The 15,987-nt window shown below is 66.5% G+C and carries 17 protein-coding genes; 9 read left to right on the top strand and 8 right to left on the bottom strand.

The window, feature by feature from the left end; genetic code table 11:
• Positions 1–253: 253 nt before the first annotated feature.
• Entirely contained in the window at positions 254–1,237 is a 984-nt protein-coding gene (locus RKE40_RS11510; RefSeq protein WP_316018383.1) for a Bug family tripartite tricarboxylate transporter substrate binding protein, read from the bottom strand.
• Positions 1,206–2,135: a beta-keto acid cleavage family enzyme gene (locus RKE40_RS11505; RefSeq protein WP_316018382.1), complete on the bottom strand. Its 930-nt coding sequence runs from the start codon at positions 2,133–2,135 to the stop codon at positions 1,206–1,208. Before RKE40_RS11505 ends, RKE40_RS11510 begins: the two co-directional genes overlap by 32 nt.
• Positions 2,136–2,253: 118 nt before the next feature.
• Here RKE40_RS11505 and RKE40_RS11500 point away from each other — a divergent pair, with 118 nt between their 5' ends.
• Entirely contained in the window at positions 2,254–3,279 is a 1,026-nt protein-coding gene (locus RKE40_RS11500; RefSeq protein WP_316018381.1) for a LacI family DNA-binding transcriptional regulator, read from the top strand.
• 339 nt (positions 3,280–3,618) lie between these two features.
• Here the strand turns inward: RKE40_RS11500 and RKE40_RS11495 are convergent, their stop codons facing one another.
• Complete coding sequence (locus RKE40_RS11495; RefSeq protein ID WP_316018380.1) at positions 3,619–4,482, bottom strand: SDR family NAD(P)-dependent oxidoreductase; 864 nt, start codon at positions 4,480–4,482, stop codon at positions 3,619–3,621.
• A gap of 439 nt (positions 4,483–4,921) precedes the next feature.
• On the opposite strand from RKE40_RS11495, the gene RKE40_RS11490 reads away from it, so the two are divergent.
• Together RKE40_RS11490 and RKE40_RS11485 are read left to right on the top strand one after the other, a co-directional pair.
• Entirely contained in the window at positions 4,922–5,380 is a 459-nt protein-coding gene (locus RKE40_RS11490; RefSeq protein WP_316018379.1) for a polysaccharide deacetylase family protein, read from the top strand.
• Between the two features lie 46 nt (positions 5,381–5,426).
• The gene (locus RKE40_RS11485; RefSeq protein WP_316018378.1) at positions 5,427–6,098 is read left to right on the top strand and encodes an HpcH/HpaI aldolase family protein; all 672 of its coding nucleotides are present in this window, start codon (positions 5,427–5,429) and stop codon (positions 6,096–6,098) included.
• A gap of 30 nt (positions 6,099–6,128) precedes the next feature.
• On the opposite strand, the gene RKE40_RS11480 is transcribed toward RKE40_RS11485, so the two are convergent.
• Together RKE40_RS11480 and RKE40_RS11475 are read right to left on the bottom strand one after the other, a co-directional pair.
• Positions 6,129–6,524: an OsmC family protein gene (locus RKE40_RS11480; protein WP_316018377.1), complete on the bottom strand. Its 396-nt coding sequence runs from the start codon at positions 6,522–6,524 to the stop codon at positions 6,129–6,131.
• 26 nt (positions 6,525–6,550) lie between these two features.
• Positions 6,551–7,465, bottom strand: coding sequence for a pirin family protein (locus RKE40_RS11475; RefSeq protein WP_316018376.1), 915 nt, complete (start codon positions 7,463–7,465; stop codon positions 6,551–6,553).
• Between the two features lie 281 nt (positions 7,466–7,746).
• On the opposite strand from RKE40_RS11475, the gene RKE40_RS11470 reads away from it, so the two are divergent.
• Positions 7,747–8,388 (top strand): hydrolase, encoded by a 642-nt coding sequence (locus RKE40_RS11470; protein WP_316018375.1) that lies wholly within the window; start codon positions 7,747–7,749, stop codon positions 8,386–8,388.
• Positions 8,389–8,484: 96 nt separating this feature from the next.
• Positions 8,485–8,781, top strand: coding sequence for a putative quinol monooxygenase (locus tag RKE40_RS11465; RefSeq protein ID WP_316018374.1), 297 nt, complete (start codon positions 8,485–8,487; stop codon positions 8,779–8,781).
• A 151-nt stretch (positions 8,782–8,932) separates the two neighbouring features.
• Here RKE40_RS11465 and RKE40_RS11460 read toward each other — a convergent pair whose 3' ends face one another.
• Complete coding sequence (locus RKE40_RS11460; RefSeq protein ID WP_316018373.1) at positions 8,933–9,871, bottom strand: LysR family transcriptional regulator; 939 nt, start codon at positions 9,869–9,871, stop codon at positions 8,933–8,935.
• Positions 9,872–9,958: 87 nt separating this feature from the next.
• Entirely contained in the window at positions 9,959–11,128 is a 1,170-nt protein-coding gene (locus RKE40_RS11455; RefSeq protein WP_316018455.1) for a patatin-like phospholipase family protein, read from the bottom strand.
• A 519-nt stretch (positions 11,129–11,647) separates the two neighbouring features.
• Between RKE40_RS11455 and RKE40_RS11450 the strand changes: the two genes are divergently transcribed.
• Positions 11,648–12,214, top strand: coding sequence for a YceI family protein (locus RKE40_RS11450; RefSeq protein ID WP_316018372.1), 567 nt, complete (start codon positions 11,648–11,650; stop codon positions 12,212–12,214).
• Positions 12,215–12,574: 360 nt separating this feature from the next.
• On the opposite strand, the gene RKE40_RS11445 is transcribed toward RKE40_RS11450, so the two are convergent.
• Positions 12,575–13,075, bottom strand: a complete 501-nt coding sequence (locus RKE40_RS11445; RefSeq protein ID WP_316018371.1) for an IS3 family transposase — start codon at positions 13,073–13,075, stop codon at positions 12,575–12,577.
• A 146-nt stretch (positions 13,076–13,221) separates the two neighbouring features.
• Between RKE40_RS11445 and RKE40_RS11440 the strand changes: the two genes are divergently transcribed.
• Genes RKE40_RS11440 through coxB form a run of 3 tightly spaced genes read left to right on the top strand, consistent with a single transcriptional unit; the run spans position 13,222 to position 15,975 of the window.
• Complete coding sequence (locus RKE40_RS11440) at positions 13,222–13,869, top strand: cytochrome c oxidase assembly protein (protein ID WP_316018370.1); 648 nt, start codon at positions 13,222–13,224, stop codon at positions 13,867–13,869.
• A complete protein-coding gene (locus tag RKE40_RS11435; RefSeq protein WP_316018369.1) occupies positions 13,847–14,995 on the top strand; it encodes a c-type cytochrome in 1,149 nt (382 codons plus the stop codon). The genes RKE40_RS11440 and RKE40_RS11435 overlap by 23 nt, the downstream gene beginning before the upstream one ends.
• Positions 14,992–15,975, top strand: a complete 984-nt coding sequence (coxB, locus tag RKE40_RS11430) for a cytochrome c oxidase subunit II (RefSeq protein WP_316018368.1) — start codon at positions 14,992–14,994, stop codon at positions 15,973–15,975. The genes RKE40_RS11435 and coxB overlap by 4 nt, the downstream gene beginning before the upstream one ends.
• Positions 15,976–15,987: the final 12 nt, after the last annotated feature.

The raw sequence follows: 15,987 nt of genomic DNA, 5'->3' as shown, positions 1-15,987 counted from the left end.
CGAGCAGGGATGGGCTTGGCGACAGGGCGAGACCGCCGCGGCGGACCGCGGTAGGATCAGGGGCGGCGCGGCATCGGGCCTCTCGCGGCCCTTTTCAGAGGGGCTGGTCCCCGCGATCTTCGCGTCGGTCAGAGACCGGCAGGCCGCGATCGGGGCATGCTTCCGTGATCGCGAAACCGGGCCAGGGCTCGCGGAACATTCAAGTCAGGTACGGGGACAGGCGAGGCGCTTCTGCGCCCCGCCGCAACACGGCTCAGGCCGGCTTGATCTTCGCGTTGCGGACGACCTCGCCCCATTTCGCGGTTTCGCGGGCAACGAAGGCGGCATAGTCGGCCGGCGTCCCGCCGACAGGCTCGGCGGTTTGGATCGCGAACCGTCGCTGCACCTCCGGCAAGGCGATGAGCTTGTTGAAGAGCGAATTGATCTGCACCACGATTTCGGGCGGGGTCTCCGCCGCGACATGGATTCCGTGCCAGGTCAGGGCCTCGAAGCCCGGCACATCGGCGCTGATCGGCTTCACCTCCGGCAGGGCCTTGACCGGCTCGGCGCTGCCGACCCCGATCGCCCTCACCGAATTCGCTTCGATGAAGCTGCGCGAGGTCGAAATGGTCGAGATCGCGAGTTGCACCTCGTTCGTCATCGTCGCCTGCAGCACCGGGCTACCGCCGCGATAGGGAACATGGACGATCTCCACCCCTGCAGAGCGCTTGAACAGCTCCATCATCAGGTGCGATGCCCCGCCGGGGCCGGCCGATGCGTAGTTCAACGTGCCCGGCTTCGCCTTGGCGAGCGCGATGACGCCCTTCACGGTTCCGTCGGCGACGCTGGGATGGCCGATCATCACCATCGGCAGATTCGCCAGATGGATCACATGCCTGAAACTGCTCTCGACATTGTAGGGCAGGCTGACGAACAGCGACTGGGCAACCGCATTCGCCCCGATGTCGCCGAGCAGCAGGGCATGCCCGTCGGGCGTGCTGCGTGCGATCTCGGCCGCAGCCAGCGTGCCGCCGGCGCCGGGCTTGTTCTCGACGACGAGCGGCTGCCCGCTGGCGCTCTGGAACTGCTCGGCGAGGATGCGCGCCAGCGCATCCGCCGCCCCGCCGGCCGCGAAGGGCGTCAGGATGCGGACCGGTCGGTTGGGCCACGTCCCCTGCGCTCGCACAATGCCAGGGAACGCCGCCAGGCCGCAGCCCAGCATCCCCTTAGCGAATGTTCGCCGTGTCGGTTTCGTCATGGCCTGTCCTCCCATATTCTTGGTCTTTCGCGAAACGCGCGCCGCGTGGCGCGATGCCCAGTAACCGCCTTGCCACGGCAGGCGACGCCACCGGCCGCCCGCGCCTCGCCGCGTATTCCACCCATTGCCCGACGAGAGCGGCGTTTCCGGGCGCCGGCGACCCGTCATTCATCAGCCTGATATCCTCGAAGCCGGTTCGGACATGCCCGCCATGGGCGACCGCCCGCTCGAGAAGACCGGCATGCGCCGCGATATCGGGGCCGGTCTGCGCCGAGACCGACCATTCGCTCCCGTCCGGCAGCTGGCGAAGCAGCCAGTCCAGCAGCTCCGGGTCCGGCTTCAGCGTCCCGGGCAGCCCCATCACGAACTGGAAGAAGAGCGGCTGGTCGATCCCCGCCGCGGCGAGCCGTGGCACGCATTGGAGATGGGCACTGTCGAAGATCTCGATTTCCGGGCGCAAGCCGGCATGCGCAATCGCCGCAGCCAGGGCGGTCTGGAAGCTCGGGCGATTGTCGTAGAGCCGCTCGGCGAGATTGAAGCTTCCGCCGGCGAAGCTGACGATTTCGGCACCTGCCCCGACCACAGCCAGACGCTGCGCATGCGAAGCCCGCCCACCATCGTCGCCGGCCGAGAAATCGAGCACGGCATCGCAGCCGCGCGCCCGGATGGCTCCGGCGATCGCGGCATAGGCTGCCGGCTCCATCGTGGTCTCGCCGGTCGCCAGTCTCGCGTGGATGTGGATGACGGCCGCTCCGGCGGCATGACAGACGAGCGCGTCCTCGACGATGGCAGCCTGATCGAGCGGATGGCCCGAGCCGGCGGCATGGGGCGGCAGGCCGCCGGTCAGCGCCGCACAGACGATAAGCGGCTTGCATTCGGAGTGGGGTCGACCAGTCACGAGCGTTCTCGATCTATCCATGATAACGTTAACTGTGAACGTTATCATTTGTGATTGTCAAGACGCCCACGAGCAAGCAATGTGCACCGGACATCACGAACGAGGACAGCAAGGCCGCATGCGCGACCCCGCAGAAGAAGGCTCCGGCAACGCCACGATACGCGACGTAGCGAAACGTGCCGGCGTTTCCATCATGACGGTGTCTCGCGCGTTCAGCGCGCCCAAGACAGTGGCCGCGGCGACCTTGCTCCGGATCGAAAGCGCCGCCGACGAGATCGGCTATGTGCCGCACCGGCTGGCGGGCGCGCTGCGCTCGGGCGTGTCCCGCATGGTCGCGGCAATCGTGCCCTCTCTGGAGAACAGCCTGTTCGCGGCCTTTCTCCAGGGCCTGTCCGACGGGCTGGCGGAGAACGGCCTGCTCCTGACGGCCGGAGATGCCGGGCGCCGCCCCGACGCCGAGGACCGCTTGATCGCCGAATGTCTCACCCTGAAGCCCCGCGCGCTGGTGCTGCACGAGACCGCGCACAGGCCGGAAACGGTCGCGCGCCTGCGCCGGCTCGACGTACCCGTGATCGAGGTCGGCGATCTCGTCGACGATCCCGTCCAGCACAATCTCAGCTTTTCCAACAAGGATGCGGCTGCGGCCCTGACGCGCCATCTGCTGGCGCGCGGCCGTCGCCGGATCGGCTTCCTCAACCTGCCAGTCGCGCTTTCGACCCGCGCCGGCCGCCGTCTCGACGGCTATCGCGCCGCCTTACAGGAGGCCGGTATCGAGATCGCTCCCGAGCTGATCGTCGAAAGTGCCGGCGGGTACGAGGCTGCGATCGCCGCCGCCGGGCGCCTCCTGGGCTCCGGCACGGAGCTAGACGCGATCATCGGCGCGGGCGACGTCTTCGCCATCGGCGCGCTGCTCGCCTGCCAGAAGGCAGGGCGCCGTGTGCCAGAGGACATCGCCATCGCCTCCTTCGACGATCACGAAATCTGCCGGCAGCTCTCGCCGGCCCTGACGGCCCTCTCGATTCCACGCCGCGAGATCGGCCTGCGCACCGCCGGACTGATCGTCGGCCTCGGCGATGGCAAGGCTGCCGGGACCGCCATCCGCGAAAATGTCGGCTTCACGCTCGCGGCGCGCGCCAGCTCCTGAGGCTCATTTGCGCCGCCACCTGCACCGTAGGCCAGCGCCTGTCCGACGCCGCGGCACATCCCGCAGACGAGGGCCTGGCGCGTCCTGTGCCAGCCACGGCGCGGACGATCGCCGCCAACCCCGCCCGGCGTCCCTTTAAAGAGAGGCCTTCCGCGCCGGGCCCCTCTCTGATCGAGAGGTACTGCGTAGTCGGCTCGCGAGGTGCCGGCACTGATCGAAAGTGATGCTGGGCCGGTTGCATCCGATTCATTGGCTACATGGAAGACCAGACGGTAAGATACCTCCAGACCGGACACTCGCCGAGGATGGCCCGGCTTGCCAAGGCGACCGTCGCTTCGGTCATGCGCGCGGCTCCCGGTTGGCAAGAGCGATGCGCGACCACTGCGCCGCAACCTCTTCCGTGGTTGTGGCGCAGATGCCTTGCAGGTCACGCGGATAGTTCACGCCGAGCGCTTCGACGCTGCGGGTCGCATGGAACTGCCCGTTGGCGGCACGCAAGACCCACCCGCCCTCCGTGCAGGCGCTCGAAACCAGGAAGGCAACGCCCGGCGCGACCTCCGAGGGCCTGAGTTCCTCCGGTTGGTCCAGGACGCCCCACATGCGAGTCTTTGCGACAGGCGAGATGGCGTTGACGACAATGCCATGGGCCCCGCCCTCAGCCGCCAGCACATTGACGATCCCCACCGCCGCGAGCTTGGCGGCGGCGTAGGCGGCGAGGCCCTTTTGAACATATTGCGGATAGAGCGCGCGGCAGGAGGTCGTGAGGACGATGCGCCCGTACCCGGCCGCCTTCATCGTCGGCCAGACGGCCTGTGCCAACCAGAGCGGTGCCTTGGCGGCAATCGCCATCATGCGATCGAAGCCTTCTTCCTCGATTTCTTCGACCGGCTGATAGGCGACCCAGCCGGCATTGTGTATCACCCCGTCGAGCCGCTCGTGGTCGGCAACGCACCGCTGGACGAGCCGGTGACACGCCTCCCTGCTGTCGATCGCGCCGTGGAGTGCGACCGCATCGTACCCTGCTGACCGCAGGCTTGCCGCGGCGTCTTCGACCACGCGCTGGTCTTCGCGTCGCCCATCGGAATCGGCTCCAATATCTTGCAGCACGACCGTCGCGCCACTTTCGGCGAGGGCACGGGCATAGGCGAAGCCGAGACCACGTCCGGCACCGGTGACGAGGATTACTCTGTTCTTGAAATCCACTTGAGGCACTCCTTCATGCCTCGAACCTGGCGGGTCGCGTTTGATCGTTCAAATACCGAGTACAGGACTCCACGATACACCAGAGATATCACGGTTTATCGGAGGCGGATTTTCACCATGCTTGGAAGCCAACTTGGTTCGATGCCGCGCTTCATCGATCTCCTTGCGGAGAACGACCCACCTTTCTTCAGTACGGCCTCTCGCTTGCGGGCTCGCCGGAATGCCAGGTCGTGCCGCCTCTGCCACCGCACGCGACCGCGAACCTAAGACAGAGTATCGAGAAATCCCATCACCATCGGATTTCCCGTGACGCGCGCTATGCTTTTGTGGAGCGCATCTTCGTAGCGTCCGAGTGTCGTGAAAGCGGCAGGCTCAGTCGAACAGGCGGGATCATAGGCTCGGCGATGATCGACTATTGCCTGCAGCGGGCATTCGGCGCTTGAACGCAGTCGGTGAAACCTTCTGGCTATCTCATGCCGCGGATATCCTCGCCGATCTCGGCTACGAATACGACAGCAGCATCGATCATACCCATGCGCAGGAGATGGCAGGGACGAAGGCCATGGCCGGCGAGCCCAATCTCCTCCCCTCCGGTCTGGTCAACATCCCCTGGCTCTGGAGCGCGATCGACGTCATCCATTATTTCAGGCGCGCCGACGGGCCCGGCACGCCGCAGCAGCTCGTCACCGAATGGCGCGCCAAGCTCGACGCCGCCAAGCGGACGGGCGGAACGCTGACCGTCATCGTTCATCCCTATGTCTCGGGAACCGACGATCTGCGCTTCGAGGCCATCAAGACCTTCCTCGCCGCCGCAGCAGCCGACAAGGACGTCGAGATCCTGACGGGGCGCGAGTTGGCGCGACGTTTCCGTATCAGCAAGGCCCGCGCATCGGCCTGACCTTCTCGTTTTCGGACAGACAGAGACAATGACAAGGGCATCCCCCGTGAAAGACGACCTCAAGAGCAGGCTGCAGGGCGAGCGCGCCCTCACCATGGTCAGCCTGCGCCATGCCTCCCCGACGCTGGCGGCCTTCGTCGCGACGCTGGGCTTCGATCTCGTCTTCGTCGACCTCGAACATGGCCGCCTCGGCATCGAGACCGCCGACCTGATCGTTCGCCTGGTCAAGGCCAATGGCGGCGCCGCGATCATCCGTGCCTCTTCGAGCTCGGACGAGGCGCTCCGGCGCGCGCTCGATCTCGACGTGGCGGGCGTGATCGTCCCCAGTGTCGCAGACGGCGAGGAGGCCGCCCGGATCGCCGCGATCTTCCGCGCCATGCGTTCGGCCGAGGAGCGCGCGCTGCTGATCCCGATGATCGAGTCACCGCAGGCGATCCGCGAGCTCGACGCAATCATGGCGCCGGCGGAAGTCGACGCGCTGTTCATCGGCCCTGCCGATCTCGCGCAGTCGCTCGGCCATCGCGGCGAGCCGCAGCACCCAGCCGTGCGCGCTGCCGCCGACAAGGTCGTCACGCGGGCATCAGCGGCGAAGCGGCCGGTCGGCGTCCCCTTGTCCTATCGCGACCTGCCAGGCTTCGCCGGGCGTGCTCCGGGCTTTCTCTACTATGATCTCAACGCCGTCATTCAGGCCGGCGCAGCGGCGACATTGATGGCCTGAAGCCCGCGATGTCCTGCCTGCGCACCGCTCTCATTCCGCCGGCCGGAATGTCGTGGTGATCGGCAGGCTGCGCTTCAGCGTCTTGGTCACCGGAGTCTTCTCCCAGACCGCCGCGAGACGCTCCTGGCTGTCCGCGGCCTGCGGCAGGCTGAAGAACACCTCGCGCCGGATCGACTCCTCGCCATTGGCATCCCTGAGGAAACGGGCCTCGACCTCGATCCGGCCGAGATCCCAGCCCTTGCGATCGGCGTACATGCGCAGCGTCAGCGAGGTGCAGGCCGCGAGAGCCGAGAGCAGGATCTCATAGGGTGCTGGCCCGGTATCGGTACCACCGGCACCGACCGGTTCGTCGGCTTTGAGGACGTGCGTGCGGGCGCGGATCTCCTGGGCCAGACCGCTTTGGCTAACGAGATGGACGGACGACATCTGTAGGCTCCTCGCCGGCGCGCCGGCTATTCCGGCAGGGGAATGAACTCGCTTTCGTCGGGCACCTGCCCGAAGCGGCCCTGCTTCCAGTCTTCTTTGGCCTGCTCGATCCTCTCCTTGCTGGAGGAGACGAAGTTCCACCAGATGTAGCGCGGCCCCTCGAGCGCCGCGCCACCGAGGAACATCATCACGCTCGGCTGCGTCGCGCGCACGGTGATGCGGTCGCCCGGCTTGAAGATCAGCAGGCGCGGTCCCTCGAAGCGGTCGCCGGCGATCTCGACCTCGCCGCTCACCACATAGATCGCCCGCTCCTCATGGTCGGCATCGAGCGGCACGCTCATGCCCGCCCCGAGCGTGACCTCGACATAGAACCAGTCGGAGACCATGGCGACCGGCGAGGTCTTGCCGAAGGCCGAGCCGGCGATCACGCGCGCCTTCACGCCGTTGTCCCCGATGATCGGCATCTCTTCCGCGGCATAGTGCTGGAAGGACGGCGCGATCTCCTCCTTGCCGGCCGGCAGCGCGATCCAGCTCTGCAGCCCGTACATCTGGTGCTTGCCGTCGCGGTCCGCTCCCGGCGTGCGCTCGGAATGCGAGATCCCCTTGCCCGCCGTCATCAGGTTCATCGCGCCGGGGCTGATCTCCTGGACATTGCCCTCGCTGTCACGATGGGTGATGCGCCCGTCGAACAGATAGCTCACCGTCGCGAGGCCGATATGGGGATGAGGCCTGACGTCCATTCCCTGCCCGGCGATGAACTGCACCGGCCCGAAATGGTCGAAGAAGATGAAGGGCCCGACCATCTGCCGCCGACCATGCGGCAGGGCGCGCCTGACATTGAACCCGCCGAGATCGCGCACACGCGGCACGATGACGAGCTCCAACGCATCGCAGGACTTCGGGTCGCCGGTGATCGGATCTTCGGTCGGCATCCAGCTCATCGCTCGCTCCTCGATCTGCCTGACACATCAGGAAGGCCGCTCCGCTGCGGCGCTTCCGCCGCGTGGGACTATGGCCCGGACGGTCGGCCATGGCGAGCCCTTGCAGGGCGCGATTGTTCGCTGGAACAGAACACGGCGTTCGCCGAGCCGCGGCTTTCGCCCGATCGGCCCGGTGCTAGGCTCCCGCAGGCTGATCGATGCGGGAAGCGCGATCAGTCCCTGCCGCTTTCGCCGCCCGAGGCACCCGTCCAGCGTGCCGCCACAACAGCGAGTATGACATCATGACCAGCGAAGCCATTCGCGATCCGCGCAAGGATCATCTTCTCACGCCGCAGAATTCGGCCTTCGTCATCATCGACTATCAGCCGGTCCAGGTGAACTCGATCGCCTCGATGGACCGCCAGCTGCTGATCAACAACATCGTCGGCTCCGCCAAGGCCGCCGTCGCCTATGGTCTGCCGATCGTCCACTCGACGGTGAACGTGAAGACCGGCCTCAACAAGCCGCCGATCCCGCAGATCCAGAAGGCGCTGAAGGGCATCCCGACCATCGACCGCACGACGATCAACTCCTGGGAGGACGTCGAATTCCGCCAGGCCATCGAGGCCACCGGCCGCAAGAAGCTGATCATGACGGCGCTGTGGACCGAGGCCTGCCTGACCTTCCCGGCGCTCGACGCGCTCGCCGAGGGCTACGAGGTCTACGTCGTGGCCGATGCCGTCGGCGGCACCTCGGTCGCCGCGCATGAAGCCGGCCTGCGCCGGATCGAGCAGGCGGGCGGCAAGATGATCAGCGTGCCGCAGCTCTTCTGCGAACTGCAGCGCGACTGGGCCCGCAAGGAAACCGTCCCGGCCTTCATGAACCTGTTCATCGAAACCGGCGGCACGGCGGGAATCCAGTTCTCCTACGACCGTACCGAGTAACCTGCCCGCGCCTCGCTGCCTGGGGCCGCCACCGCCGAAGGAGCATCGTCTCCTTCGGCCAGACGACAGGTCCCGCCACCCGAAGGAGCAGCCGAAATGAGCGAGATCCATGTCCTCGTCTCCCTCTATGCCAAGGCGGGCCGGGAAGAGAGCTTGCGCCGGGACCTGATCCAGGTCGTCGAACCGTCCCGCCGCGAGGAAGGCAGTCTCGGTTACGACCTCTTCGTCGACATGAACGACCCGCGCCGCTTCGTCTTCGTCGAGCGCTGGGCCAGCGCCGACGCCCAGAACAAGCACCACACTCAGAGCGAGCACATTCGCTATTTCCAGGACCATGGCGCCGCCAATGTCGAGAGCACCGAACTCGCCTGCTTCCTGAAGCGCGTCATCTGACACTCAGGAGCAAGCCCGGTCCCGCATCCGACGCCGCCGAGGCGCCGGCTCGGCGGCGGCATGGCGCGCGATATCGAGCTCTTCCAGAAGCTCGGGCTCGAGCCGGCGGTGCCCCTGGCCTATTTCACCAGCGAGCGGCGCTCCGCAGGCCTCAGCCGGGCTCGTCCCCGGCCGGCGCCCGCTCCCAGGGCGCGGCGTTGTTGAGGCGCTGGCCGAGATAGTCGACGAGCGCACGAACCCGTTGCGGCACATGCCGCGTCGGCGGGTAGACCGCATAGATTGTGTCGGGCAGCGGGCTCTCCTCGGGCAGGACCTGGATGAGGCGCCCAGCCCTGATCGCGTCTGCGGCAAGGAACAGGGGCAGTATGGCCAGCCCGAGCCCGGCGATCGCGAAATCGCGCATCACCTCGCCATTATTGGCGACGAGACGGCTATGCGTCGCAACCGTTCGCGGCCGCATATCGGGAGGGACCGGAAGGAACTGCCAGAGCCGGCTGGCATGCGCATTCGCGTAGTCGATGCAATCATGCGTGGCGATCTCCGCGATCGACGTGGGCAGCGACTTGCGGCGCGCATAGTCCGGGCTGCAGCAGACGACGCGGCGGCTCAGGCAAAGCTTGCGCGCGATCAGCGAGGAATCCGGTAGCCGGCCGATCCGGATCGCGAGATCATGACCGCCGCCGGCGAGGTCGAGCATCCTGTCATCGAGATCGACCGCGAACTGGAGGCCAGGATGCAAGGCAGCGAAGTCGGCCAGCATCGGGCCAAGATGCAAGGTCGCGAAGCTCATCGGGGCGGTGATGTGCAGGCGCCCCTTCAAGGAGCCCGCACGGTCCATGACGCCTTCGACCGCGCGCTCCATCGTTAGCAGCGCATCGCGCATCTGCTCGTAGAACAGCAGGCCCTGCTCGGTCGGGCTGACATTGCGGGTCGAGCGACGTAGCAGGGCGACGCCGAGCGCATCCTCGAGATCGCTGACCCGCTTGCTCACCACCGATTTCGACAGTTTGAGCTCGGCGGCAGCGGCCGTGACGCCTCCCGTTTCCACGACTCTAAGGAAGGTCTGCACATCGTCGAAGCGCCAGGTCATTGTTCGACCATAGCGAACCATGCGGCTTCAGCGAAGAGGCGACCGCTCTCTCATCGGCTTCGTCCTCGCGGCGCTACCGATATCATCTTACCGGGCAGCGGTCGGCGTACGAGGCGCCTGCCGCCGCCAGCTGCCGTCCCTCCCCGCCGTGACGCCGATCTGGAACAGCTCGCGCATATAGGAGCGGTCGAACTCGGATTTCGGCTTGCGCTCGAAACCGGCCGGGATCGCCGTGAAGAGCACCTTGCCATTGGCGGCACGCGCCTGCGCTTCGAGACGAACGAGATCGGCTACGGCCTGGTACTTCACCAGCGTTTCGATCGACCGGCGGGCGATGCCGATCGTCGTCTCCTCGGTGACGGCGTATTGCGGATCGAGCCTGCCATTGCGGATGAGGTAGAGGGTCCGCGCGCGCGGCGCGCCGAAGAAGCGTCGCTCGTAGTCGGCCAGCCGCAAGTTCGGCGGCGCGAAGAAGACCTGCGAGACCGTCGCGCCATCGACATGCAGTTCCTGATGCGGCTCTCCCGCCGCCAGCACGTCGAGGCGGACGGGCGGAAAGATCGCCGGCAGCGCCGCCGAAGCGAGCAGGATGTCGACCATGCGCTCGCGGCGGTCCGGCCGGCTGCTTGCGGCGATCGCGGTCAGGTCCCAGATCACCGGGCGCTGGGCATCGATGTTGGTGGTCTGGATGAGCAGCCGGCGACCCAGCTGGTATTCCTGCGCGATGGCCTCGACCATCGCATCGCTCATGTAGCGCGCGATCAGGCGGCGCAGCGGCGCATTGTCGTAGAGGCCGCTGCCGACCAGCCCGATCAGGCCTCGGTCGATATAGATGTCGCTGTCGCCATAGGCGGTGAAGACCTCCTCGAGCTGGCCGTCATAGGCCGGCCCCAGGAAGGCGAAGGGCGCCGCCAGCGCACCGGTGCTGACGCCCGTGACGACTTCGAAGGCCGGTCTGTCGCCCCGGCCGCTCCAGCCCTTCAGAAAGCCGGCGGAAAACGCGCCATCGGCCCCGCCGCCGGAGATCGCCAGGAAATCGGCACGGCGCAGCTCCTCGGCCGGACGCCTGCCGGCGCGCACCGCGCGAACGGTCTGCTCATATTGCTGCGTGATGGCGGCGCGGATATCCGGGCCGACCTGGTCACCCCAGAAACGGGCGAACCTGACGCCCTCGACAGCCGCCGTTGGCGCAAGGCTCGCCGGAACGGCGGAGCGCGACGTGCTACCGACGCAGCCCGACGAGAGCGCCGCGAGCATGATCACGAGAGGGGTTACCGTACGCAACAAGATCGTCAAAACCTACGCTGCCTCGACCCTGCAGACCGCTGAAACAGAGGAGAAATCGACGTCCGGCGCGAAGCGTCGATCCGCAGGCATCGAAGCTATAGCCCGTATCGGTCGAAACGCCCTAGGCCTTAATGACCTGCCGCGCGGTGGTGCCGAATTGGCCGGGCAGCTCCAGTCCCAATCCCAGCCCGCAGCCGCTGGTCGGTGAAGGCCTGCTCTGCAGCTCCAGGCGGTCGCGATAGGGCGGTGCCGCAGCGCCCTTCCAGGGCGCAAAATGGCGACCAAGCCGGAGGGAGGAAGGCGCGGAAGCACTCGCGACCGGGCGTTTTCGCTTCAGCCGCGCCTCCGCTTTTGTCCCATTTTCAGGACAGTGTGTGTCGATTGACGGGCTTATACGTTCCGTGTCCCAGGCTTATTCCAAGTCGAAGCTAGGCGGCCGCCCCTGACGCCGGGTCTCCGCTTTCCCTATGCTTCGCCAAGGAAATCACGATGAAGAAGATTGCTCTGCCGCTTATTGTCTCGCTCCTGACGTTTTCTGCGGCCCAGGCTGCAGATTACAAGCTGGACCCGACCCATACGAAAGCTGTCTTCTACATCGACCACTTCAATGTCTCGACGAACAGCGGCTGGTTCAGTGAGATCAATGGCAGCATCGCGTTCGATCCCGCCTCCAGGAAGGCGGCGATGACGGTCACCATTCCCGTCGAGACGATGGATACGGGCATCGCGGCCTTTGATAAGCACATCAAGGGCGCTGATATCCTCGATGCCGCCAAGTTCCCGACCATGGTATTCAACTCGACCAAATGGACCTTTTCGGGCGACAAGCTAGTGTCCGTCGACGGTGACCTCACCATGAAGGGGCAAACCCGGCCGATCCAGCTGAAGGCCACCAAGTTTGGCTGCTACCAGAGCCCGATCTTCAAGGCGGAAGTCTGCGGCGGCGACTTCGAGGCGAGCATCGACCGGACCGAATGGGGTGTCGATTTCCTGGTCAAGGAAGGCGTGACCAAGATGGTCACGCTAAAAATCCAGGCCGAAGCTATCAAGCAGTAGGCCGACACTTGGAGCTGATCGGCTTTCATCAGCTCCCGATCTGCAGCGGCCGGATGGACAGCACGCTTGTCTCGGATACCAATATGTGCCGACGATCTTGGCTAGGTGTCGAAGCTATGAAGGTTGTTCATCCGGGCGGGGTGCTGAGAGGCTGGGGTTGCGAAGCTCTTCTTGCCGAGCGTGGGCACGAAGGTGATATCGGCCACCCACAGTTCGGTCGGCTTCTCGACAAAGACCCGAAGGGCCGCGCGAAGCAGCGAACCTCCTCCGGACCAGATCGTTCGGCAGCTGATGCGCGGGCGCGCGCTTCGTTGTCGTGATCCCTCGCCGTCGGCTGGGGCCGACGAGCCCGCTCACCCATCAGGCGGGCCGCACGCTTCTTGCCATGCCCACTCCCTCGGCCTTGAGCTCGGCATGGATCCGCGGTGCGCCATAGGTTTTGCGCGAGGCCGCATGGATCGTGGGGATATTCCGGGTGAGATCGAGGTCGGATGTCGCCCGTGCCGAGGCAGGTCTGCCGCGCCAGGCATAATAGCCTGATGCGGAGACCTTGAAGACACGGGCTATGGTCTTGATCGTGAACACGGCGGGTGCGCGCTCACAACTAAAAAATCCGTTCGGGTTCGCCTTGCTCTCCCGCGCGAACCAGGCTGCCGCCTTTGACAGGATATCGCGCTCCTGCCGCAGGCGCTGGTTCTCACGGCGCAGGCGGATTAGTTCCTCGCGCTCGGCTGTGATCGCGATCGATTGCGCGATCAGCTCGAACTCCCGCGACAGCTCTTCAGGCGTTCGCCCGAATCGGACCAGCTCGACCATCTGCCGCCGGAACGCCGGCGGGTACGAAGATCGAAAACGCGGCATCGGGCACTCCAGAAAATGACTTCAAGGGCGTCCACAAAATCGGGTCAGCTCCAAGTTTAGGGAGTCGAACTCGCCGGCGCCCTCTTTGAGCGATTGGCGGGGAACCCAGACCGCATCCACCGGTTGTCATACCGGGGGGAGAGCGCTTGCATCACGTCCATGGGCCAAGCTCGAGCACCGTTCCGGTCCTGGCCGGCGCCCTAACCTTGCTAGTCGCCGGAGGGGTGACGCTGCCACTGGTCGAACCCGGTCCGCTGTCCGTGCAGATGATGCTGCATCTCGGGTTGATGAACATCGTCGCCCCCGTCATCGCAGTCCTGCTCCGCCATCGCTTCGACGCCAGCACCGCGATCCTTCCCGCAGGCCTTGCGCAGATGGTTGCCCTTTGGGCGTGGCACGCCCCGATGATGCAGCAGCTCGCGGCGAGCTCGGGGCTCGCGCAACTTGTTCTCATCGCAGGGCTCGGCGCCACAGCCATCTGGTTCTGGTCGGCCGTAATCGCGGCTGCCGATTGGCGAGCCCTCGCCGCCTTGCTGCTGACAGGCAAGCTTGCCTGCCTGCTGGGGGCACTTATGGTTTTTGCCCCGCGCGATCTCTACGAGCTGCCGGCGCTTGCCCTCTCGCTCTGCGCGACCGGGCCTTCGACGATCGCCGACCAGCATCTCGCCGGCCTGCTGATGATCACCGCCTGCCCGCTGAGTTATCTCGTCACGGGCGTGGCGCTCGCTGCCAGGCTGCTTGGTCGCCTCGACGACAGTCCCAGATCCGACGATGCAACCGCTCGCGCACGCTAGGCGGACAGCGGCGTGGCTTCTTGCGGCGCCGTCCCGCGTTTTTGTGGCGGCCGTTTCAGCCCTGGTGCTGGTGCTGGCCGGCGCCGTGCTGTTCGCCTGGAGCGGCCTCTACAATGTCGCTGCGAGCACCGGCCATTTCCGCGTCGTCGACCACTTCCTGCGCTTCGGCATGGAAAATTCGGTTCGGGCGCGCGCTCCTTCGACAAGCCTTCCGCCCGGTATCGACGAGAGCCTTGTGCGCCTGGGCGCCGGTCATTTCCATGCCGGCTGCGCCTACTGCCATGGCTCGCCGGGGACGCCGATCAGTCCGGTTGCCGCGAGCATGCTGCCGCCGCCGCCGGTTCTCACCGAGAGGGTCGGCCAGTGGAGCGACGGAGAGCTTTTCTGGATCGTCAAGCACGGGCTGAAATATGCCGGCATGCCGGGCTTTCCCTCGCTGCACCGCGATGACGAGGTCTGGGCCGTCATCGCCTTCCTGCGCCGCTTGCCGAGCCTGGACCGCGCTGGCTATCGCGCTCTCGCGCTCGGCGAGGTGGAACCTGAGCCGCAAAGCGGGATGGAGATCGCCACGGGGCAGAGCGAAGCCGATGCTATCGGCGCCTGTGCCCGTTGCCACGGCGCACGGCAGGGACCGCCGAGCCGGCTTGTGCCGATCCTCCACGGCCAACCCGCCACCATGCTCGAAAACGCTCTGCACGCCTATGCCAACGGCGAGCGCGACAGCGGCGTGATGCAGACGGCAGTCGTCGGCCTGCCGGACAGCACGGTCAGTCACCTCGCGGCCTACTACGCCTCATTGCCCCGCCCGCCAGCCAGCATCGAGGCAATCGATCAAGCCGCGGCGGCACGCGGTGAGGCGATTGCACGCGACGGCGTCTCCTCGCATGGCGTGCCGTCCTGCCTCGGCTGCCATGGGCAAGGCGCTGCTCCCGACTACCCCCGCCTCGCCGGCCAGCCGGCGCGTTACCTCGAAGGCCAGCTTGCGGTCTGGCGAAAGGGTCTCAACGATCGCAGTGCAACGGGCCGGATCATGGCGCCGATCGCGCGCCGGCTCAGCGAGGCGCAGTCGCGTGATCTGGCAGCTTATTTCGCCAGCCTCGCGCCCACCCGTGAGGCCCCCCGATGACGGCGACCGGGCGCAGACTGGCCGCGATATTCATCCTGGCCGCCCTCCCCGGCTGGGCGCCGCAGTCAGCCCTCGCTCCTGCCGGCGCTGAGGCCGAGCGCATCGCTTTGCTGAGCTGGATCCTGTTCATGGGGGCAACGGCGATCCTGCTGATCGTGATCGCCGCCCTAGCGCTAGCGATCCGTGGTGCGGAGCCGGTGCGGCGTGTCATCGGCAGCGAAGGCGCGATCAGATGGGGCGGCATCGTCTTTCCATCGGTCGTGCTGACCCTGTTACTCGGCTACGGCCTCTGGCTGATGCGCGAGGCCATAGCGGCGCAGACGCCGCCGGCGCTTCGCATAGCGGTGACCGGCGAGCAATGGTGGTGGCGCGTCGACTATCAGCGCGACGGCGCCGCACCCGTTCGCGAGGCGAACGAGATCAGGATCCCGGTCGGCCGCGCGATCGATTTCGCGCTGCGCTCCAACGATGTGATCCATTCCTTCTGGGTGCCGAGCCTCGGCGGCAAGCTCGACATGATCCCCGGCCGGACCAACACGCTTCGCCTGAAAGCCGAGCGGCCCGGCATCTACCGCGGCCAATGCGCCGAATACTGCGGCGGACCGCACGCGTTGATGGCCCTGGAGATCGTCGCCGTGCCAGAGGCCGAATTTCAGGCATGGCTGGCAGCTGCCGATGCTCGAAACGAACTGGCCGAACCCAAGGTCGCTGCGGGGGAAAAGCTCTTCCTCTCGGCCGGCTGCGGAGCCTGCCATGCGGTTCGCGGCACCCAGGCCGCAGGCATGGTCGGGCCCGATCTCAGCCGGGTCGGCGGCCGGCGCTTCCTCGCCGCCGCGACCCTGCGCAACACCGCCGAGAACCTTGCAGGCTTCATCACCGATCCGCAGGTCGCGAAGCCGGGTGCGCTGATGCCGCCGTTCGCGATCTTCACGAGCGAGGAGATGGACGCCTTGACCGCCTACCTCGGAAGCCTGCGATGAGGGCCGGCGCGC

The sequence above is a fragment of the Allobosea rubneri genome (assembly GCF_032464875.1).
Lineage (GTDB): Bacteria > Pseudomonadota > Alphaproteobacteria > Rhizobiales > Beijerinckiaceae > Allobosea > Allobosea rubneri.
Note: the sequence above shows the minus strand (reverse complement) of the source record. Positions and strands in the feature narration are given on the sequence as shown.

Bases quoted from the DNA above. Each gene is read 5' to 3' on its own strand.
- RKE40_RS11455 (WP_316018455.1), bottom strand. From the start codon at position 11,128: ATGCTCGCGGCGCTCTCGTCGGGCTGCGTCGGTAGCACGTCGCGCTCC.
- RKE40_RS11480 (WP_316018377.1), bottom strand. From the start codon at position 6,524: ATGTCGTCCGTCCATCTCGTTAGCCAAAGCGGTCTGGCCCAGGAGATC.
- RKE40_RS11450 (WP_316018372.1), top strand. From the start codon at position 11,648: ATGAAGAAGATTGCTCTGCCGCTTATTGTCTCGCTCCTGACGTTTTCT.
- RKE40_RS11510 (WP_316018383.1), bottom strand. From the start codon at position 1,237: ATGACGAAACCGACACGGCGAACATTCGCTAAGGGGATGCTGGGCTGC.
- RKE40_RS11475 (WP_316018376.1), bottom strand. From the start codon at position 7,465: ATGAGCTGGATGCCGACCGAAGATCCGATCACCGGCGACCCGAAGTCC.
- coxB (WP_316018368.1), top strand. From the start codon at position 14,992: ATGACGGCGACCGGGCGCAGACTGGCCGCGATATTCATCCTGGCCGCC.
- RKE40_RS11435 (WP_316018369.1), top strand. From the start codon at position 13,847: ATGCAACCGCTCGCGCACGCTAGGCGGACAGCGGCGTGGCTTCTTGCG.
- RKE40_RS11465 (WP_316018374.1), top strand. From the start codon at position 8,485: ATGAGCGAGATCCATGTCCTCGTCTCCCTCTATGCCAAGGCGGGCCGG.
- RKE40_RS11470 (WP_316018375.1), top strand. From the start codon at position 7,747: ATGACCAGCGAAGCCATTCGCGATCCGCGCAAGGATCATCTTCTCACG.
- RKE40_RS11445 (WP_316018371.1), bottom strand. From the start codon at position 13,075: ATGCCGCGTTTTCGATCTTCGTACCCGCCGGCGTTCCGGCGGCAGATG.
- RKE40_RS11460 (WP_316018373.1), bottom strand. From the start codon at position 9,871: ATGACCTGGCGCTTCGACGATGTGCAGACCTTCCTTAGAGTCGTGGAA.
- RKE40_RS11500 (WP_316018381.1), top strand. From the start codon at position 2,254: ATGCGCGACCCCGCAGAAGAAGGCTCCGGCAACGCCACGATACGCGAC.